The sequence below is a fragment of the Burkholderia sp. COPS genome (assembly GCF_019425585.1).
Classification (GTDB): domain Bacteria; phylum Pseudomonadota; class Gammaproteobacteria; order Burkholderiales; family Burkholderiaceae; genus Burkholderia; species Burkholderia cepacia.
In genome coordinates, this window is the sequence record NZ_WIXR01000014.1 from 69,780 (window position 1) to 87,642 (window position 17,863).

Annotated in this window: 13 protein-coding genes and 1 riboswitch; of the genes, 1 reads left to right on the plus strand and 12 read right to left on the minus strand. The window is 68.5% G+C overall.

From position 1 onward, the window contains the following. The first annotated feature begins 138 nt into the window (after positions 1-138). Positions 139-852, plus strand: a complete 714-nt coding sequence (locus FOZ70_RS12380) for a riboflavin synthase (RefSeq protein WP_048022213.1) — start codon at positions 139-141, stop codon at positions 850-852. 14 nt (positions 853-866) lie between these two features. On the opposite strand, the gene FOZ70_RS12385 is transcribed toward FOZ70_RS12380, so the two are convergent. The 12 genes from FOZ70_RS12385 to FOZ70_RS12440 all read right to left on the minus strand — a co-directional run bounded on the left by FOZ70_RS12385 (position 867) and on the right by FOZ70_RS12440 (position 17,600). Continuing rightward, positions 867-1,457 (minus strand): hypothetical protein, encoded by a 591-nt coding sequence (locus tag FOZ70_RS12385; RefSeq protein WP_219705960.1) that lies wholly within the window; start codon positions 1,455-1,457, stop codon positions 867-869. A 218-nt stretch (positions 1,458-1,675) separates the two neighbouring features. Beyond that, a complete protein-coding gene (locus tag FOZ70_RS12390; protein WP_021157617.1) occupies positions 1,676-2,917 on the minus strand; it encodes a voltage-gated chloride channel family protein in 1,242 nt (413 codons plus the stop codon). A 79-nt stretch (positions 2,918-2,996) separates the two neighbouring features. Continuing rightward, positions 2,997-3,100: riboswitch (Fluoride riboswitch) on the minus strand. A gap of 92 nt (positions 3,101-3,192) precedes the next feature. Next, complete coding sequence (locus FOZ70_RS12395; protein WP_048022204.1) at positions 3,193-4,212, minus strand: chemotaxis response regulator protein-glutamate methylesterase; 1,020 nt, start codon at positions 4,210-4,212, stop codon at positions 3,193-3,195. Further along, positions 4,209-6,518: a hybrid sensor histidine kinase/response regulator gene (locus FOZ70_RS12400; protein WP_048022202.1), complete on the minus strand. Its 2,310-nt coding sequence runs from the start codon at positions 6,516-6,518 to the stop codon at positions 4,209-4,211. The genes FOZ70_RS12395 and FOZ70_RS12400 overlap by 4 nt, the downstream gene beginning before the upstream one ends. Further along, complete coding sequence (locus FOZ70_RS12405; protein WP_059622263.1) at positions 6,515-7,240, minus strand: chemotaxis protein CheW; 726 nt, start codon at positions 7,238-7,240, stop codon at positions 6,515-6,517. The genes FOZ70_RS12400 and FOZ70_RS12405 overlap by 4 nt, the downstream gene beginning before the upstream one ends. Before the next feature lie 45 nt (positions 7,241-7,285). Further along, positions 7,286-8,707 carry a CheR family methyltransferase gene (locus FOZ70_RS12410; RefSeq protein ID WP_219705961.1) on the minus strand — a complete coding sequence of 474 codons (1,422 nt, stop codon included), beginning with the start codon at positions 8,705-8,707 and terminating at the stop codon, positions 7,286-7,288. Beyond that, positions 8,704-9,219 (minus strand): chemotaxis protein CheW, encoded by a 516-nt coding sequence (locus FOZ70_RS12415; RefSeq protein ID WP_048022196.1) that lies wholly within the window; start codon positions 9,217-9,219, stop codon positions 8,704-8,706. The genes FOZ70_RS12410 and FOZ70_RS12415 overlap by 4 nt, the downstream gene beginning before the upstream one ends. Continuing rightward, positions 9,216-10,892, minus strand: a complete 1,677-nt coding sequence (locus tag FOZ70_RS12420) for a methyl-accepting chemotaxis protein (RefSeq protein WP_042973283.1) — start codon at positions 10,890-10,892, stop codon at positions 9,216-9,218. Before FOZ70_RS12420 ends, FOZ70_RS12415 begins: the two co-directional genes overlap by 4 nt. A gap of 122 nt (positions 10,893-11,014) precedes the next feature. Continuing rightward, on the minus strand, positions 11,015-12,148 hold the full coding sequence (locus FOZ70_RS12425) for a hybrid sensor histidine kinase/response regulator (protein ID WP_219705962.1): 1,134 nt from the start codon (positions 12,146-12,148) through the stop codon (positions 11,015-11,017). Between the two features lie 482 nt (positions 12,149-12,630). Then, positions 12,631-14,214, minus strand: a complete 1,584-nt coding sequence (locus FOZ70_RS12430; protein WP_021157285.1) for a Na+/H+ antiporter — start codon at positions 14,212-14,214, stop codon at positions 12,631-12,633. Positions 14,215-14,497: 283 nt separating this feature from the next. Continuing rightward, positions 14,498-15,931, minus strand: a complete 1,434-nt coding sequence (locus tag FOZ70_RS12435; RefSeq protein WP_059493603.1) for an aldehyde dehydrogenase family protein — start codon at positions 15,929-15,931, stop codon at positions 14,498-14,500. A gap of 28 nt (positions 15,932-15,959) precedes the next feature. Further along, positions 15,960-17,600, minus strand: coding sequence for an acetolactate synthase large subunit (locus FOZ70_RS12440; protein ID WP_219705963.1), 1,641 nt, complete (start codon positions 17,598-17,600; stop codon positions 15,960-15,962). Between the last annotated feature and the right edge of the window lie 263 nt (positions 17,601-17,863).

A 17,863-nucleotide genomic window follows, 5' to 3' on the forward strand; every position in this document is an offset into this window, starting at 1 on the left:
ATCGAGGCCGTGCCAGGTGCACGGCCTTTTTTTCGGCCGCGAATTCCGCCCGCCCCTCCGGAAGCCGCGCGCCGCAAGGCCGCCTCTTCCGGTATCCCTTATCATGTGGGCCAGCAAGTTTGCGACAAGGGATCGACCATGTTTACAGGAATTGTCCAGGGCGTTGCCACCATCAAGACCATCGCCGACCACGGGGAACTGAGAACCTTCAGCATCGAATTCCCGGAACGGTTTACCGACGACATCGAGATCGGCGCCAGCGTCTCGGTCGACGGCGTCTGCCTGACGGTGACGACCATCCATTCGCCGGAACTGATCGACTTCGACGTGATGCTGCCGAGCCTGAAAATCACCACGCTGGCCGACCTCACGACAGGCGCGCGGATCAACGTGGAGCGGGCCGCGAAGGACGGCGCGGAGATCGGCGGGCATCCGCTGTCCGGCCATGTCGACTTCACCGGGACCATCCGGCACATCGCATCGTCCGAGCATAACCGGATGGTGCGCATCGGCGTGCCGGACGCATTCAAGCGGTACGTGTTCGCGAAGGGTTATATCGCGATCAACGGCTGCAGCCTGACGGTGTCCGACGTCAACCGCGACGAAGGCTGGTTCGATGTCTGGCTGATTCCCGAAACGCGGCGCGCGACGACCTTCGATGCGAAGGGCGTCAACGACACGGTCAACATCGAGATCGAGCGCAGCACGCAGGTGGTCGTGGACACGATCCGGGAATCGGTCAAGGAAACGCTCGGCGAACTGAACGGTGTCGTCACGGCGTTGCTGGCCGAAAAGGGCATCGATATCGAGGAACTGCTGGCGCGCCATGTCGCGCGCCTGCCGAAGCCGTAACGGATGCCGGCGCGCTAGGTGATCCGCTGGATCACCGAGTACCGGCCGCCGTCGCAAAACACCTCGACCCACGGCTCCGCTTCCTCGAACGTCCAGAGGACGAGATCGAGATCGAGATCGAGATCGACCGGTTCGTCGTCGTCGGGCCAGTGCATGTTCCACCCGCCCGCGACGGCGACCACCCCGCCTGTGTAGAGCGGGCATTGCGCCATCCACTCACGCTCGTAGTCGTGTGCCGCGATGCCCTTGAAGTTGCCGTTGAATCCCCAGTCGCGTTGCCAGCCGTGCGCGTCGAGATAGGCGTCGATCGCGGCTGAGCCGAAGCGGAACACCGCGTCGACCGGCGGGAGCGACGTCGCGTCGGATCGGCACAGCGGGCGTTCCGACCGGACGGGTTGCGCGGCGGTTTCCACGCGGCCCGAAGTCCCGCCCTCGTCGAGATACACGTTCAGCCAGGTGCCGTCCCGCTCGATGGAGACGCACGGCGCGCCTGCTTCAACGCCATGCCAGTAGCCGGTGACGGGTTCACCGCCACTCGCGAAGCGATATTGACGGCATGGCCTGGCGAGGCGCCGCGCTTCGATCAGAAAGTCTTCCAGCGTCATTGAATGTCGTGCTCCCGGTTTCCGGCACCGCGGGTGCCGCATGGATGCGTCGGGCCGCCGCCCGCGACCGGACACGGATCGTGTTCACTCGACGGCATCGACGCCACGATGAAGCGTTCGATGTCGCCCGCCACGCGGTCGGGCGTGCCGTCGCTCGAGAACCGCCTGCAGTTCAGGCGCATGAAGGCGGGAAACCGCATCACCTTGCCTCGCCCGTGTCATTCGGCTTCGGCCTGCGCGCCCTTGCCCACCGCCACGCGCTGCGCGCGATAGATCCCCGCGTGCCCCGAGAACAGATACGCAACGACACACGCGACGATCGCATACACGCCGATATCCGCGCCGAACAGTTCGATCGCCATGATCGTCGACGCGATCGGCGTGTTGGCCGCGCCCGCGAACACCGCGACGAAGCCGAGCCCGGCGAGCACGGGCACCGGCAGCGCCAGCACCTGGCCGAGCGCGTTGCCGAGCGTCGCGCCGATGTAGAACAGCGGCGTCACTTCGCCGCCCTTGAACCCCGACGCGAGCGTGACGACGGTGAACGCGAACTTGCCCGCGAAGTCGTAGAGCGGCAACGGGCCGTGAAACGCGGCCTCGATCGTCGGGATGCCGAGGCCGAGATACTGCGGCACGTTCAACGCGGTGGCAGCCGCGGCGACCAGCAGGCCGCCGAGCACCGGCTGCAGCGGCGCATAACGGATGACGCGGCGGAACCACGCGGTCAGCGCATGCGTCGCGAACGCGAACAGCCGCCCGACCACGCCGAACGCCACGCCCGCGACGACCGTCACGGCCAGCCCCGTCGCCGACACGGCCGGCACGAACGGAATCGCATAGGCCGTGTGATGCACGCCCCACGCGCGACACACGACGTCCGCGACGATCGCCGACGCGACACAGGTCAGCAGCGCGTCGTACCGCACGCGCCCGATCGCCAGCACCTCGAGCCCGAACACGGCGCCCGCGAGCGGCGTGCCGAACACCGATGCGAAACCGGCCGCGATGCCGCCCATCAGCAGCACACGGCGATGTTCGCGATCGAGACGGAACACGTGCGTGACGCGATCGGCGAGCGCGCCGCCCATCTGCACGGCCGTGCCCTCGCGGCCGGCCGAGCCGCCGAACAGGTGCGTGACGACGGTCGCGACGAGCACGAGCGGCGCCATCCGTTTCGGCACGAGCGCCTTCGGGTCGTGGATCTCGTCGATCAGCAGGTTGTTGCCGCGCGCGACGGACTGGCCGAAGCGATGGTAGATCCAGCCGGTCGCGAAACCGGCCGCCGGCAGCCCCCACAGCAGCCACGGATGCGCGACGCGCGTGCCGGTCGCCCAGTCGAGCGCGATCAGGAACAAGGCGGAAGCCGTGCCGGCCAGTGCGCCAAGCAGGGCCGAGAGCGCGAGCCAGCGGCACACGTAGCGCACGGTCGCGAGAAGATCGGCAGAAGTCGTGAAGAACATGATTTCCAGATTCGACGGAACATCAAAACCTGGGCGGCAGAATACCGCATGGACGGCCTGCGACCTCCTGACGACCCAGGAACACGCAGGCATCATCAGCCGGGCTTACCGGCGGTTGAGGGTCGCACCGTGCGCAACGCGCCGCGTACGACCGCAGGGAGGCATGCCATCTCCGCAGGCCGCCATTGTACGCGAGTACGCGACGCTCCGCGCCGCCCGCAATGCGGCCGACGGCGCAGCGGAACGGGACGGCGTCGCCGGCCCGTTGAACGCCGTCAGTCGCGCAGCGGACGCGTGATGCGCGAGATCAGCTGGGGCGCGATCCGTTCGAGCGGCAGGATCGCCGACGCCGCCCCGATCGCGGCGGCCGCCTTCGGCATTCCGTACACGGCGCTCGTCGCTTCGTCCTGCGCGATCGTGTGGCAGCCCTTCGCGCGCATCGCCTTCAGGCCGAGCGCGCCGTCGCGCCCCATGCCCGTCAGCAGCACGCCGAACGCTTCGCCCTGCCAGCCGTCGGCGACGCTGTTGAAGAACACGTCGATCGACGGCCGGTACGGTGTCTCGACCGGATGCCGCGTATAGCCGAGCACGCCGCGCGGCGACAGGTAAAGGTGATCGTTGGTCGCCGCGAGCAGCACCTCGCCGGCCTGCGGCACGCTGCCCTGCCGCGCGACGCGCACCGGCAGCCGCGTATAGCCGTCGAGCCACTCGGCCATCCCGAGCGCGAACGCCTGGTCGACATGCTGGATGATCACGATCGCCGCCGGAAAGTCGGCCGGCAGCGCGCGCAGCAGCGCGGTCAGCGCGGTCGGCCCGCCCGCCGATGCGCCGATCGCGACGAGCGTCGGCTGGCCGCGCTCGGGCGCGGGCCCCGGCGGCACGAGCGCCGCGGAACGGCTTTCGAGCAGCCGGCCGATCTGGTCGATCTTCGCGAGCAGCGCCTGCGGCGACGCATCGGCCGACAGCCCGAGCGCAAGCGTCGGCGTGTCGACCGCATCGAGCGCACCCGCGCCCATCGCCTCGTAGACCGACGACGTGTTCGCGCTGACGCTCGCCGTCACGATCAGGATCGCGCAGGGCGCGCGCGCCATGATCCGGCGCGTCGCCGCGACACCGTCGACCTTCGGCATCACGAGATCCATCAGCACGAGATCGGGCGGATGCGCGACGCAGAAATCCACCGCCTCGTCGCCGTCGGTCGCGACCCACAGCACGCGATGGTCGGTGCGCAGCGCGATCACGCGGCGCAGCGCCTCCACGGCCAGCGGCAAGTCGTTGACGATGCCGATGTTCATCCTCGCGCGTCCCCGATCAGGTCGTGCACGGCGTCGAGCAGCGCCTCGTCGTGGAAGCTGCTCTTCGCGAGGTAGTAGTCGGCGCCCGCGTCGAGCCCGCGACGGCGATCCTCGTCGCGATCCTTGTACGACACGATCATCACCGGCACGCGCTTGAGCATCGGATCGCCCTTGATCAGCGTGACGAGCTCGATGCCGTCCATGCGCGGCATGTCGACGTCGGTGACGACGAGATCGAACGCATCGCTGCGCACCGCGTTCCAGCCCTCCATCCCGTCGACCGCGACCGTCACGTCGTAGCCGCGCTTCTCCAGCAGCTTGCGTTCGAGCTCGCGCACCGTCAGCGAATCGTCGACGACCAGCACGCGGCGCCGCCGGTCGGCCAGCGCCAGTTGCGGGTCGCGCGTGAGCCGCGCGAGCTGCCCGCCGCGCACGAGCTTGTCGACCGAGCGGATCAGGTCCTCGACGTCGACGATCAGCACCGGGTCGCCGTTCTCGAGCAGCGCGCCGGCCGCGATGTTCTGGATCTTGTGCAGGCGGCTGTCGAGCGGCTGCACGACGAGCATGCGCTCGCCGAGGAAGCGGTCGACCGCGACGCCGTACAGCTCGGGTTCCCCGCCGACGACCACGACCGCCGTGCTCGTGCGCGCGACGTCGGGCTCACCCGCGTCGAGCAGCTGATGCGCGGCGACGAGGCCCGCACGCCGGCCGTCGAACGGGAAATGCGGCTGCCCTTCGAGCACGTCGATATCGTCGTGCGAGAGTTCGAGCGTGCGGCGCACGTGCGCGAGCGGGAACGCATACGGCTCGCCGCCGACCTCGACGAGCAGGCTGCGGATCACCGACAGCGTGAGCGGCAGCTGCAGCACGAAACGCATGCCCGCGCCCGGCTCGTTGAAGATCCGCACCGCGCCGCGCACGCCTCGCACCATCTCCTGCACCGCATCGAGGCCGACGCCGCGGCCCGACACGTCGGTCACCGCATCGCGCATCGAGAAACCCGGCAACAGCAGGAATTCGAGCAGTTCGGGATCGGACAGCCGCGCGGCCGTCTCGTCGTCGGTCAGGCGCTGGCGCACGACGGCCGCGCGCAGCGCGTCCATGTCGACGCCCGGGCCGTCGTCGATCACGCTGACCAGCAGCGAGCCGGCACTGTGGCGCGCTTCCAGCGTCACGCTCGCCTCGGCCGGCTTGCCGCGCGCACGCCGCGCCTCCGGCGAATCGACGCCGTGGTCGATCGCGTTGCGCAGCAGGTGGCCGAGCGGCGCGTCGAGCAGGTCGAGGATGTCGCGGTCGACCTGCGTGCCCTCGCCGACGATCGAGAAACGCACCTGCTTGCCGAGCGAGCGCGCGAGATCGCGGACGATGCGCGGATACGCACGCGTCGCGTCGCCGAACGGCCGCATCCGGCATTGCAGCGCCTCGTCGTACAGCTGCTCGGCGATATGCGTGCTGCGCCGCTCGAAGCGGTCGAATTCGTCCATGCGCTCGGCGAGCGAGCGCTGCAGGTCGTTCAGCATGTGCCGGACTTCGTTCATCGACGCGAGCATGCCCGCATCGAGATCGTCGGCGAACTGTTCGTACATCAAATCGAGCGAGCGGGCGGCGTCGCGCTGCGCGCGCTTCACGCGCAGCATCGATTCGGCGAACGGCTTGAGCCAGCGCGATTCGACCAGCGATTCGCCGGACAGGCTCAGCAGCCGGTTCAACGTATCCGCGCGCACGCGGCGCATCGCGCCGGCGCCGGCCACGCGGCCGGCCTGGACCGGATCGGGCACCGCGCCGGAGACCGCAAGCGGCGGCACCGCGGCACTCGCCCCGACGGGCTCGTTCGCGGCACCGTCGTGCTCGCGATACGGCACGACCGTCGGCGGCGCCTGCGGCGGGACGGCGCCCGACACCTGCATCGTCTGCGCGCCGTCGGCGCCCGTGAGCGCCGCCGCGAACACGTCGATCTCCGTCTGCGTCACCGGCTGCGCCTGCGGATCGCCGACGCGCACCAGCAAATCGACGCCCGCCAGCAGCACGTCGACGTGCGTGGCCGTCAGCGCGATCGTGCCGGCCTGCGCGGCGACGAAGCACTCCTCCATCCGCCCCGCGATGTCGACGCCGAGCGGCACGCCGACGATGCGCGCGGCCCCCTTCAGCGAATGCGCGGCGCGCATGCATGCCTCGAGCGCGACGGAATCGGGCTCGCCCGACTCGAGCGCGAGCAGCCGTTCGGACAGCGCCTGGGTCTGCGTGCGCGTCTCCTCGCGATACAGCTCGAGCAGCGACAGGTGGCTCAGGTCGTCATCGCCGCTCATCGCATGCTCCGTGTGACTGCGTCGAACAGGCGGTCGTCGTCGAGCAGGCCCACCGACTTGCCGCGCCACGACAGCACGCCGCGCGACAGGCCGGCGCTCGCGCGCCCGACCGTGGCCGGCACGGGCACCCAGTCGGATGCGCCGAAACGCAACACACCCTCGACTTCGTCGACCGGAAACACGACCGGCTCGCCCTGGTGCGCGGCGACCAGCAGCCGCGTGAAGCGGCCGTCGTCACCGCCCTTGCCGCCCTTGCCGCCCTTGCCGCCCTTGCCGACATCGAGTCCGAGCAGCGCGCCGATCGAGATCGCGATGCGCAGCGTGCCGCGGATGTTGACCACGCCGCGCACGGCCGAATTGCGGCGATGCGGCAGCGAATGGATCGGCCGCGTGCCGGCGATCTCGCGCAGCACGCCGATCGGCAGCGCGAGCCATTCGTCGGCCACGCGGAACGCCAGCGCCGCATGGCGCGTATCGGCGTCGGCGTCGCGCACGTGCGGCGCGCCGGGCGCGCTCATCCGGCGCGTGGCGTCGGCCATCTCCGCCCCGCCGAGCGGGCGCTCGAGCAGCTTCGCCGCGTGATACGCATACACCGGGCAGTTCAGGCAGCGCAGGCACTCGTTCAGCCGCTCGCACGTGCGGTCGCCGCGCGTGCCGATCCGGTTCCAGCAATCGTCGACGTCGATCGTCGTCTCGTCAAAGGCAGCGGCGGCGCGGTTCATGAATTCCTCTGGTCATCGCGGTGTCGGTCCCCAACCGTAGTCTTGTCAGCCGGCCGAGCGCCGTGCACGCTCGAGCAGCCATTGCGCGCCCGCGCGATCGCCGCCGACGTCGAGCAGCGTCGCGAGATGGGTCAGCGCTTCGTGATGCGTGGGCCGCAGGTACAGCGCCTTCCTGTAGAAGTCGCCGGCTTCCGATGCGCGCCCGCGCGCATCCGCGATCAGCCCGTTCAGGTAGAACGCATCGGCATGCGGCCCGACGCGCGCCGAGAACTGCGCGAGCACGCGCTCGGCCTCGTCGAACGCGCCGGCATTCGCCAGCGCCTGTGCGTCTTCCAGCGTCGGCGCGGGGCCTTCGGCCACCGGCGCGCCCGTGGCAACGGGCGCAACCGGTTCGGCCGCCACTGCCGGCAGCTCGGCCCGCGCGTCGAACGCGGCCGTGGGCATGGCCGGCGGCGCCGCCGCGAACGGCTCGCGTGCGTCGCCGAGCCAGGCCGGCGGCGCGACCGCCAGCACCGGGCGTGTCGCCGCGGGCGGCGCGACCGTGAAGCGCTCCGCGCGCCGGTACGGCGCCGCCGCCACGGACAGCGGCGCCGCCGGCCGGGCCGCGTAGGCATCGGGCGCCGCGCCGGCGGGCTCGCGATGAAACGCGAATGCCAGCGGCACGCGCGCCGAGCGCATCCCGTGCCGCATCGCGACCCCCGTCTCGGCCGGCCCGACGAACAGCACACCGTCGTCGGCAAGACGCTCGCCGAGCGAGCGGATCACGCGATCCTGCGCGTCGCGATCGAAGTAGATCAGCACGTTGCGGCAGAACACGAAATCGTAGCGAAGGCCCGTGTCCGCCACCGGGTCGACGAGGTTCGCCTGGCTGAACTGCACACAGGCGCGTACGCGCTCGTCGAGCAGCCAGCCCTCGCGGGTCGGCGTGAAGTGCCGCGCGCGAAACTCCGTCGCGGTGCCGCGGAACGCGTTGCGCCCGTAACAGCCGAGCCGCGCCTGCTCGATCGCGCGCGGGCTGAGGTCGATCGCGTCGATCGTGAAACTGGCCGGGTCGAGCCCCGCGTCGAGCAGCGCCATCGCCGCCGAAAACGGTTCCTCGCCCGTCGAGCACGGCGCGCTCAGCACGCGGATCACGCGGCCGGGCAGCGCCGCGAGCCGGTCGGCCGCGAGCCGCGCGAGCGTCGCGAAGGCTTCGCGGTCGCGGAAGAACCAGGTCTCGGGCACGACGAACAGCTCGATCAGCGCACGCCGTTCGTCGGCCGATGCGTTGAGCTGCTGCCAGTAGGCGTCGAGCGCGTCCTGCGTCACGGGCGGCCGCGCCGCCGACGACAGGCGCTCGCCGTCCGCCTGCAGCGCGTGCACGCGCTCCGTCAGCGCGCGGGTCAGGAAATCGTTGCCGAGCGAATCGGGGTCGATGCCGGTCTCGCGCAGCAGCCAGCCGCGAAATCGCGATTCGGACTCTTTCATGCGGATTCTCCCCCGTGGCCCGGCAGGCCGTCGTCGAACAGATACAGGCGTGCAACGTCGTCGATCAGGTCAGCAACCGATACCTGCTGCACGACGCCGTCGGGCGTATTCGCGACGGGCCCGAGCCAGCGCGTGCGCGCGGTCGAGATGCCGCTCGCGCGAAACGCCGCGCGGTCGATCCGCATCGTCTGCGTCGCACGCTCGACGATCAGCCCGATCGTGCGCTCGCCGCCCGCCTCGTGCGCCCGGTAGCGGACCATCACGAGCCGCGTCGAGCGCAGTGCATGCGCGCGGCGCCCGAGCGCCAGCATCGGCACGTCGATCACCGGCACCGGCTGGCCGCCGCGCATCAGCAACCCGGCAATCCATTCGGGTGCGCCGGGCACGGCCTTCGTGACCGCGAGCGGCAGCACCTCGTCGATGCCGGCCGCGTCGAGCGCATAGCGTTCGCCGTCGAGCTCGAACATCAGGAACAGCGCGTGCGCGCCGTTCTGCGTGTCGGCGCGCGTCACGCGTCGACCTTGAAGCGCGACACGCTGGTGCGCAACTGGTTCGCGACGAGCGTCAGGTCGTCGATCGCCTGCGACGACTGGCGCAGCGACTCGGCCGTCTGCTGCGCGGCCTCCGACAGCTGCGACAGCGCCTGCGTGATCTGCTCCGCGCCGTTCGCCTGCGTCTGCATCCCTTCGTTGACCATCTGGAAGCGCGGCGAGAGCGTCTGCACCTCGGCGATGATCTGCGACAGCTGCCCGCCGACCTGCTGCACGTCGAGCATCCCCCGGCGCACTTCCTCGGAGAACTTGTCCATCCCCATCACGCCCGCCGATACCGCCGACTGGATTTCCTTCACCGTCTGCTCGATATCGTAGGTCGCGACCGCCGTCTGGTCGGCGAGGCGGCGGATCTCGGTCGCGACGACCGCGAAGCCGCGGCCGTACTCGCCGGCTTTCTCGGCCTCGATCGCGGCGTTCAGCGACAGCAGGTTGGTCTGGTCGGCCACCTTGGTGATGGTCGCGACCACCTGGTTGATGTTCAGCGCCTTCTCGTTGAGGATCGCGAGCTTCGCGTTCACCGAGCCGGCCGCGTCCATCACGCTGCGCATCGTCTCGCCCATCCGCGTGAGCCCGCTCTGGCTCACGCCCGCGAGTGTGGCCGACTGCTCCGCCACGCCGGCCACCTCGTTCATCGTGCGCACCAGGTCGCGCGACGTCGCGAAGATTTCGCGCGAGGTCGCGCCGATCTCGGTCGTCGTCGCCGCGGTTTCGTTCGCGGTCGCCTGCTGCTCGCGCGACGTCGCCGCGATCTCGGCGACCGACGTCGTCACCTGCAGCGACGACTGCTGCGCACGCGCGACGAGCTCGGTCAGTTCGTCGGCCATCCGGTTGAAGCCCGTCTCGAGCGTGCCGAATTCGTCGCGGCGGCGCAGGTCGAGGCGGCGCGTCAGGTTGCCGGTACGCATCACGTCGTGCACCTCGACGAGCCGCGCCATCGGGACGGTGACCGAACGGTACAGCATGTAGCCGAACCCGAGCGCGGACAGCAGCATGATCGCCAGCGCGGTCGCGAGCACGACCTCGGTGTCCTGCACGGATTCACGGATCAGCTTCGCCGACTGATCGGCGAACTTGCGGTTTTCCTGCACGAGAATATTCGCGTTGCGCACGACCTCGGCCCATGCGGGCTGCACCTTCGAATACCCGGCGACCGCGTCGTCGTGCGATTGACGGTGCCGCTGCACCGCTTCGTTCAGCAGCGGCAGGTAGTGGTCGTAGGTGCCCCGGAAGGTCGCGAAGCGCTGCCGGTCGTCGTCGCGAAATATCGAGTTCTGGTACTCGACCGACAACGAATCGATGTCCTTCGCCACTTCGGCGATCTTCGCGAGATCGCGCTGGACGCTTTCGGGATCGGTCTCGACGAACGTCGCCTGCTGCAGCAGCATGAATGATTCATTCACTGCGCCGCGCAGCGACGACGCGAGGTAAACGCCGGGCAGCGAATCGCGCTCGATGCTGACGGCTTCGCTGTTGATTGCACGCAAGCGCTCGTAGGACACGCCGGCTGTCACCAGCATCAGCACGAACAGCACGCCGAAGCTGAGCAGGATGCGATTGCCGAGCGTCAGCCGGGCAGCGCCGATCGTCGGATGCAGGCTTTCATTGGTCGCGCGGGGCGTCACGGTGGCCATGTTCGTTATGGGCTTTCTATATCAGCGTTGAAAAAATCCGCGCCCGCCTGCGCGCCGGACGGCGCGCCACGAGCGCATCAGGGCTTGCGGGCAGCGCGGCGCCGGCAGGCCGCGCCGTGACATCACCGCTCCGCTTGCGCCGGCAGCCGAAGCGCGACCATGAAGCCGCGCGCCGTATTGCGCATCAGGATCTGGCCGCGATGCCGCGCCGCCGTCGCGCGGACGAACGCGAGCCCGAGGCCGAAGCCGCCGCGCGCCGCGCCATGCGCGGACTCGAGCTGCACGAACGACTCGGTCGCGGCGGTGCGCTGCTCCGGCGCGATTCCCGCGCCGGAATCCTCGACGCCGATCAGCCATGCATCGTCCTCGCCGCTCAGCGTGCAGTGCACGTCCGTGCCGGCCGGGCCGTACTTCAGCCCGTTGTCGATCAGGTTCGCGACCGCGCGCGTCAGCATCATGCGGTCGCCCATCGTCACGCACTCGGTATCGGGCACGTGCGCGGTGACCCGGCTGCCGAGCCCGGCCGCCTTCTCCCACAGCTGGTCGACGGCGTCGAGCACGATCTCGTTGAGGCTCACGACCTCATGCGCGCGGCGCTCGGACCGCGCGCGGGTCAGGTGAATGAAGCCGTCGGCAAGCGCGAGCGCGCGCCGCGCATGGCCGGCAATGCGTTCCATGATCGCCGGCATCTCGCCGTGCTCGGCGCGGTAGACGTCGAGCAGCGCGAGGATCGACGTCTGCGGCGAACGCATGTCGTGCGACAGGAAATCGAGCGCCTCGTCGCGCTGCCGGGACATCAGGTACGAATTCGAGTGATAGCGGATCCGTGCGGCCAGTTCCATCGCGTCGGGGAGCTTCACCAGATAGTCGTTCGCGCCGGCGATGAACGCCTCGCGCTTGACGATCGGCTCCTCCTTCGCGGACAGCACGATGATCGGCACGCGAGCCGTGCCGGCGTCCGCGCGCCACGCACGGACGAGATCGAGGCCGTCGATCTCCGGCATCACGAGATCCTGCAGGATGACCGTCGGCTTCACGTCGCGCGCGACCGCCATCGCCCGGTGCGCGTCGGTGCACACGTGCAGGTCGATGTCGTGTTCGCCGCGCAGCGCGCGGCGGATCACCTCGCCGACGAACGGTTGATCGTCGACGAGAAGGACCGATAACCCCGATTCAAGACAATCCGAGGCATTATCAACGCTCGATTCTTTCATAAATACAGTTTCAAACGCCGATTCTCCAATCGATTCTTTCATAGGAGTTGTTTATCAGACTTGGACGCTATCTTAATTAGGCGGTTGAAAAAACCGCCCGATTCCGCCGATTTGGCCTGTCGGCATTGGCCTTGCAGGGATCCGGACGCCGATTTCTCCCCGTTGGCGGCCGCATTACCTCCGCATCCTTTCTCTCAATAAACATAACCGGCTGATTCTAAATGAAATTAGAACACAGCATCTATCTCCTTCCGGTTTAGTTTTGCCAAATATGCAGAAAGAGACGGAATCAGTAAAATCAGATCATTTCCGGATTCGAAAGACGATAACGTTTGCGAGACCGGCGCCATAAGGTTTGCATGCGCTGCAAGGCCGGTTGTCCGCCGCATTTGGGGCCGGGTTGAAATGCGCCCAATCGGCGGGCGTGACGAAGAAAAAAAGCGCGCCGGGCAACGATCTGCCCATGCGCGCTTCCGGTCGCCGGCAACGGCCGCCGGATGACGGGATGACGGCGCCGCGCAGCCCTATCCGCGCGCGTGTTGCGCGGACACTTCCTGCAGGTCGAGGTCGCGTTCGAGCGCGTGCAGCATTTCGTCGTGGATGCGGCCCGAACGGTGCAGGCGCAACAATTCGGCGCGCCCGGCCCTGATCGCGGCCAGCACGACGTCGTAGTGCGCGGTGCGCACTTCCGCCGGGTACGCCGGCTCGTCCTTCGCCCGCTCGGTCAACTCCGCGCGATACGTGTACTGCTCGAGCAGGCGCGGATGGATCACGACCCCGTTCTCGTCGCGCACGAGCGGCTGGATCGCCGCGAGTTGCGCGGCCTCGACGTACGCCCACGTCTGCGGCTCGGTCAGGTGGTGCGCCGCGCGTTCTTCGCGCTGCGGCAGGCGCAGCAGCCGGATCAGCGGCCCGATCGTCGTGCCCTGCAGCAGCACGGTGACGAGGATCACCGCGAACGACGCGACCAGGATCACGTCGCGACCGGGCATCGCCTCGGGCAACGACAGCGCGATCGCCAGCGTGACGACGCCGCGCATCCCGGCCCAGCTCATGATCGTCGCGGCCTTCCAGTCCGGCGCCTCGCCGCGCCGCGCGATCCCCCGCACCGGCCACTTCAGCGCCTCGACCGCATAGATCCACACGAAGCGCGACACGATCACCGCCGCCAGCACCGCGAACATCGGCGGCACCATCGTCGCGAGCACCTGCTCGAAGCCGCCGAGCCGGTGGATCGCACCGCGCAGCGACAGCCCGATCAACACGAACACCATCGCTTCGAGCAGGAACACGATGACCTGCCAGAACGCGGTGCCGCGCGTGCGCACGGCCGCCGAGAACACCTCGTGCTGATGCCAGCCGACGATCATGCCGGCCGTGACGGTGGCGATCACGCCGGATACCTCGACCATTTCGCCCGCGATATAGGCGATCCAGCCGGTGATCACCGCGACGGTGATCACGAGATAGTCGTCGTCGAGCTGCTTCAGGAACCACACGACGAGCTTGCCGACCACGAAGCCGATCGCCACGCCGCCGAGCCCGAGCTCCGCGAAGCGCACGACCGCGTGCTCGAGGCTGAATGCGCCGGTGAGCGCGGCCGCGACCGCGAAGCGGAACAGCACGAGGCCGGCCGCATCGTTCAGCAGGCTCTCGCCTTCGAGCAGCACCATCAGCCGGCGCGGCAGCGCGACGCGTTCGAGCACGGCCTTCGCCGCAACGGCGTCGGGCGGCGACACGATCGCGCCGAGCGCGAAGCACGCGGCCCACGGCAGCGACGGCGCCACCCAGTGCACGGCGAAGCCGACCGCGAACGTCGTGAACACGACCGCGCCGATCGCCAGCAGCAGGATGCCGCCGACGTTGCGCTTGAACTCCTCCCACACCGAGAAGTACGCGCCGTCCATCAGCAGCGGCGGCAGGAACACCAGCAGCACCAGCTCGGGATCGAGATCGATCGGCGGCAGGCCGGGGATGAACGCGATGCCGATGCCGCCGATCAGCAGCGCGGCCGCAGGCGGCAGCCGCAGCCGCTTGGCGAGGCATTCGAGCGCGACGATCGCGAGAAATGACAACAAAACCAGCTTGAATGCCGAGACGGGAGACATGAATCGACCTCGTGAAGAATGAATTCGCGCTTTCCGGCGTCGTACCCCGGTCGGCAGTTTCGCGCGATTACATCACGAGGCGAGTCCCGTAGTCGAGCGTGTTCCGGCAGCCCGCCACGCGAGGCGGGCACGATACGGACACGATACGGACACGATCCGGGCGCGATGCGAGCCCGGCGGGGCCCGGCGCCGGCACGCTGCGCGCGACGCCATGAAAAACGGCACGCGGGCCGGCCTTGCGCCCGCCCGCGTGCCGTCGCGGCACCGCGCATCCCGCCCCGCGTTACCGGCGCCGCACGACCATCAGCCGCGGCTCGGTCATGTCCTCGATCGCGTAGCGGATCCCTTCGCGGCCGAGGCCCGAATCCTTCACGCCGCCGTACGGCATGTTGTCGACGCGGAACGACGGCACGTCGTTGATCACGACGCCGCCGACTTCCAGTTCGTCCCACGCGCGCTGCGCATGCGTGAGCGAATCGGTGAACACGCCGGCCTGCAGCCCGAAGTCGCTGTCGTTCACGCGGGCGAGCGCATCGTCGAACCGGTCGAACTTCTCGAGGATCGCGACGGGGCCGAACGCCTCCTTCCGGTACAGGTCCTGCTCATGCCCGACGTTTTCCAGCAGCGTCGCTTCGAACATCGCGCCGTCGACCTTGCCGCCCGCGACGATCTTCGCGCCCGCCGCGACGGCCGCATCCATCCATCCCGACAGCCGGCGCGATTCCGATTCGGAAATCATCGGGCCGACGAACGTCGACGGATCCTTCGGATCGCCCATCTTCAGCGAACGCGTCTTTGCGATCAGCTTCTCGCGCAGCGCGTCGTACAGATCGGCATGGACGAGGATCCGCTGCACGCCGATGCAGCTCTGGCCCGACTGGTAGTACGCGCCGAACGCGAGGCGCTCGACCACGTAGTCGAGCCGGTCGCGTTGATCCGCGTCGACGATCGCGGCCGCGTTGCCGCCGAGCTCCAGCACGACTTTCTTCTTGCCGGCCTTTTCCTTCAGCGCCCAGCCGACGGCCGGCGACCCCGTGAACGACAACAGCTTGAAACGCTCGTCGGTCGTGAACAGGTCGGCGCCGTCGCGATGCGCGGGCAGCACCGAGAATGCGCCCTTCGGCAAGTCGGTTTCGGCGAGTACCTCGCCGATGATCAGCGCGCCGATCGGCGTGCGGCTCGCGGGCTTCAGCACGAACGGACAGCCGGCCGCGAGCGCGGGCGCGACCTTGTGCGCGGCGAGGTTCAGCGGAAAGTTGAACGGCGAGATGAACGAGCACGGGCCGACCGGCACGCGCTTCGTGTAGCCCGTATAGCCCTGCGCGCGCGCGGAGATCTCGAGGTTGATGATCTCGCCGTCGATGCGCACCGACTCCTCGGACGCCACGCGGAACGTGTCGATCAGCCGCGTCACTTCGCCCTTCGAATCGTTGATCGGCTTGCCGGCCTCGATGCACAGCGCCTCGGCCAGCTCGTCGAAGCGCTCGCGAAACCGCGCGACGCAATGATCGAGCACGGCCTGCCGCTTGTAGGCCGGCATCTCGCGCATCGGCTTCGTCGCGTCGACGGCCGCGGCGATCGCCGCGTCGATCGCCTTCGCGTCGGCCAGCGCGACGCGCGTCGCGACCTTGCCGCTGAACTTGTCGGTCACCTCCAGATCGGTGTTCGCGTAGACGGCTTCGTTGGCGAGGTAGTACGGATAGGTTTCCTTCAACATGGAACGACTCCTTCCTGTGAACGGGAATTCAAAGTTGCGCCGACAGGCGCTTGATCTCGCGGTTCAGCACGCGCTCGTTGTCCGAATAGTCGATCGGCACGTCGATCACGTGCACGCCCGGCGTCGAGAAACACTCGCGCAGCAGCGGCTCGAGATCGTCGGCCGATTCGACGCGGTGCCCGAGCGCGCCGTAGCTTCGCGCATACGACACGAAATCGGGGTTCTGCAGTGTCATCGCGAAATCGGGGAAATTCATGTTCTCCTGCTTCCAGCGGATCATCCCGAAGGCGTCGTCGCGCAGGATCATCACGACGATGTCGAGCTTCAGGCGCACCGCCGTTTCGAGCTCCTGAGAATTCATCATGAAGCCGCCGTCGCCGCACACGGCGATCACCTTGCGCTGCGGGTGCACGATCTTCGTCGCGATCGCCGACGGCAGGCCGGCGCCCATCGACGCGAGCGCGTTGTCGAGCAGCAGGGAATTCGGCTCGTGCGCGCGCCAGTAGCGCGCGAACCAGATCTTGTACATCCCGTTGTCGAGACAGACGATGCCGTCGACCGGCAGCGCGTTGTAAAGATCGTTGACGATCCGCACCGGATACATCGGGAAGCGCGGATCGTGCTGGCCCTTCTCCAGATGGGCGTCGAAATGCGCCTTGATCATCGTGAAGCGCGAGAAATCCCAGTGCGGCTGCGGTGCGAGCGCCTCCTTCATCTGCCACACCGCGTTCGCGATGTCGCCGACCACCTCGATCTGCGGGAAGTAGACGGGATCGACCTGCGCGCCGAGGAAGTTCACGTGGATCACGGTCTTGTCGTCGGTACGCATGAAGAACGGCGGCTTCTCGATCACGTCGTGGCCGACGTTGATGATGCAGTCCGCATGCTCGATCGCGCGGTGGACGAAATCGCCGTCGGACAGCGTCGCGTTGCCGAGCCACAGCGGGTGCGTCTCGTCGATCACGCCCTTGCCCATCTGCGTCGTGAAGAACGGGATGCCCGTCTTGTCGACGAATTCGAGCAGCATCTTGCAGGTGGTCTTGCGGTTGCCGCCCGCACCGATCATCAGCAGCGGATGGCGCGCGGCCTGGATCGCGTCGACCGCATGCGCGATCGCCTTTTCCTCCGCCACCGGCCGCCGGCTGTAGCTGCGCGGGATCGGCTTGCCGTCGCCCTCCTCGTGCGCGATGTCTTCCGGCAGCTCGAGGTGCGCGGCACCCGGACGCTCCTCCTCCGCGCGGCGGAACGCCTCGCGCACGGCCGACGGGATGTTGCCGATCGACACGATCTGCCGCGTGAACTTCGTGAGCGGCTGCATCATGTCGACCACGTCGACGATCTGGAAGTGGCCCTGCTTGCTGGACTTGATCGGCTTCTGCCCGGTGATCATCAGCATCGGCATCCCGCCGAGCTGCGCATACGCGGCGGCCGTCACGAAGTTCGTCGCGCCGGGCCCGAGCGTGGCGATACACACGCCGGTACGGCCCGTCAGGCGGCCATAGGTGGCGGCCATGAACCCGGCCGCCTGCTCGTGCCGGGTCAGCACGAGCTTGATCTTCGATCGCCGCAGCGATTCGAGCAGATCGAGGTTTTCTTCGCCGGGAATGCCGAACACGTACTCGACGCCTTCGGCTTCCAGCGCCTTCACGAACAGATCCGATGCTTTCATGGGGGACTCTCGGTTGATGCCGCCTGCCCGGCCTACGGACACGCAGCGTTCAGAACGCGCGCCGGCCTACGGCACGCGGACGCTTTACCTACTGGACACAAACCACGGCACTGCCCGCCGCGCAACGAGCGATGCGCGGCGGCGCCTCCGGATAGCGGAGGACAAACGGATCCGCCCGCGCGCGGCAAGCGCGCACGGGCGGCAAAGACGTGATTGATTGTAGACGGATTCGCAGAACTCCGACTTCGGCCGAATGGCCATTT

What these genes read in the sequence shown, in the direction of transcription:
- FOZ70_RS12400 (WP_048022202.1), bottom strand. Translation starts at nt 6,518, where the DNA reads ATGAGCGGCGATGACGACCTGAGCCACCTGTCGCTGCTCGAGCTGTAT.
- FOZ70_RS12385 (WP_219705960.1), bottom strand. Translation starts at nt 1,457, where the DNA reads ATGACGCTGGAAGACTTTCTGATCGAAGCGCGGCGCCTCGCCAGGCCA.
- FOZ70_RS12380 (WP_048022213.1), top strand. Translation starts at nt 139, where the DNA reads ATGTTTACAGGAATTGTCCAGGGCGTTGCCACCATCAAGACCATCGCC.
- FOZ70_RS12410 (WP_219705961.1), bottom strand. Translation starts at nt 8,707, where the DNA reads ATGAAAGAGTCCGAATCGCGATTTCGCGGCTGGCTGCTGCGCGAGACC.
- FOZ70_RS12435 (WP_059493603.1), bottom strand. Translation starts at nt 15,931, where the DNA reads ATGTTGAAGGAAACCTATCCGTACTACCTCGCCAACGAAGCCGTCTAC.
- FOZ70_RS12425 (WP_219705962.1), bottom strand. Translation starts at nt 12,148, where the DNA reads ATGAAAGAATCGATTGGAGAATCGGCGTTTGAAACTGTATTTATGAAA.
- FOZ70_RS12420 (WP_042973283.1), bottom strand. Translation starts at nt 10,892, where the DNA reads ATGGCCACCGTGACGCCCCGCGCGACCAATGAAAGCCTGCATCCGACG.
- FOZ70_RS12440 (WP_219705963.1), bottom strand. Translation starts at nt 17,600, where the DNA reads ATGAAAGCATCGGATCTGTTCGTGAAGGCGCTGGAAGCCGAAGGCGTC.
- FOZ70_RS12390 (WP_021157617.1), bottom strand. Translation starts at nt 2,917, where the DNA reads ATGTTCTTCACGACTTCTGCCGATCTTCTCGCGACCGTGCGCTACGTG.
- FOZ70_RS12395 (WP_048022204.1), bottom strand. Translation starts at nt 4,212, where the DNA reads ATGAACATCGGCATCGTCAACGACTTGCCGCTGGCCGTGGAGGCGCTG.
- FOZ70_RS12405 (WP_059622263.1), bottom strand. Translation starts at nt 7,240, where the DNA reads ATGAACCGCGCCGCCGCTGCCTTTGACGAGACGACGATCGACGTCGAC.
- FOZ70_RS12430 (WP_021157285.1), bottom strand. Translation starts at nt 14,214, where the DNA reads ATGTCTCCCGTCTCGGCATTCAAGCTGGTTTTGTTGTCATTTCTCGCG.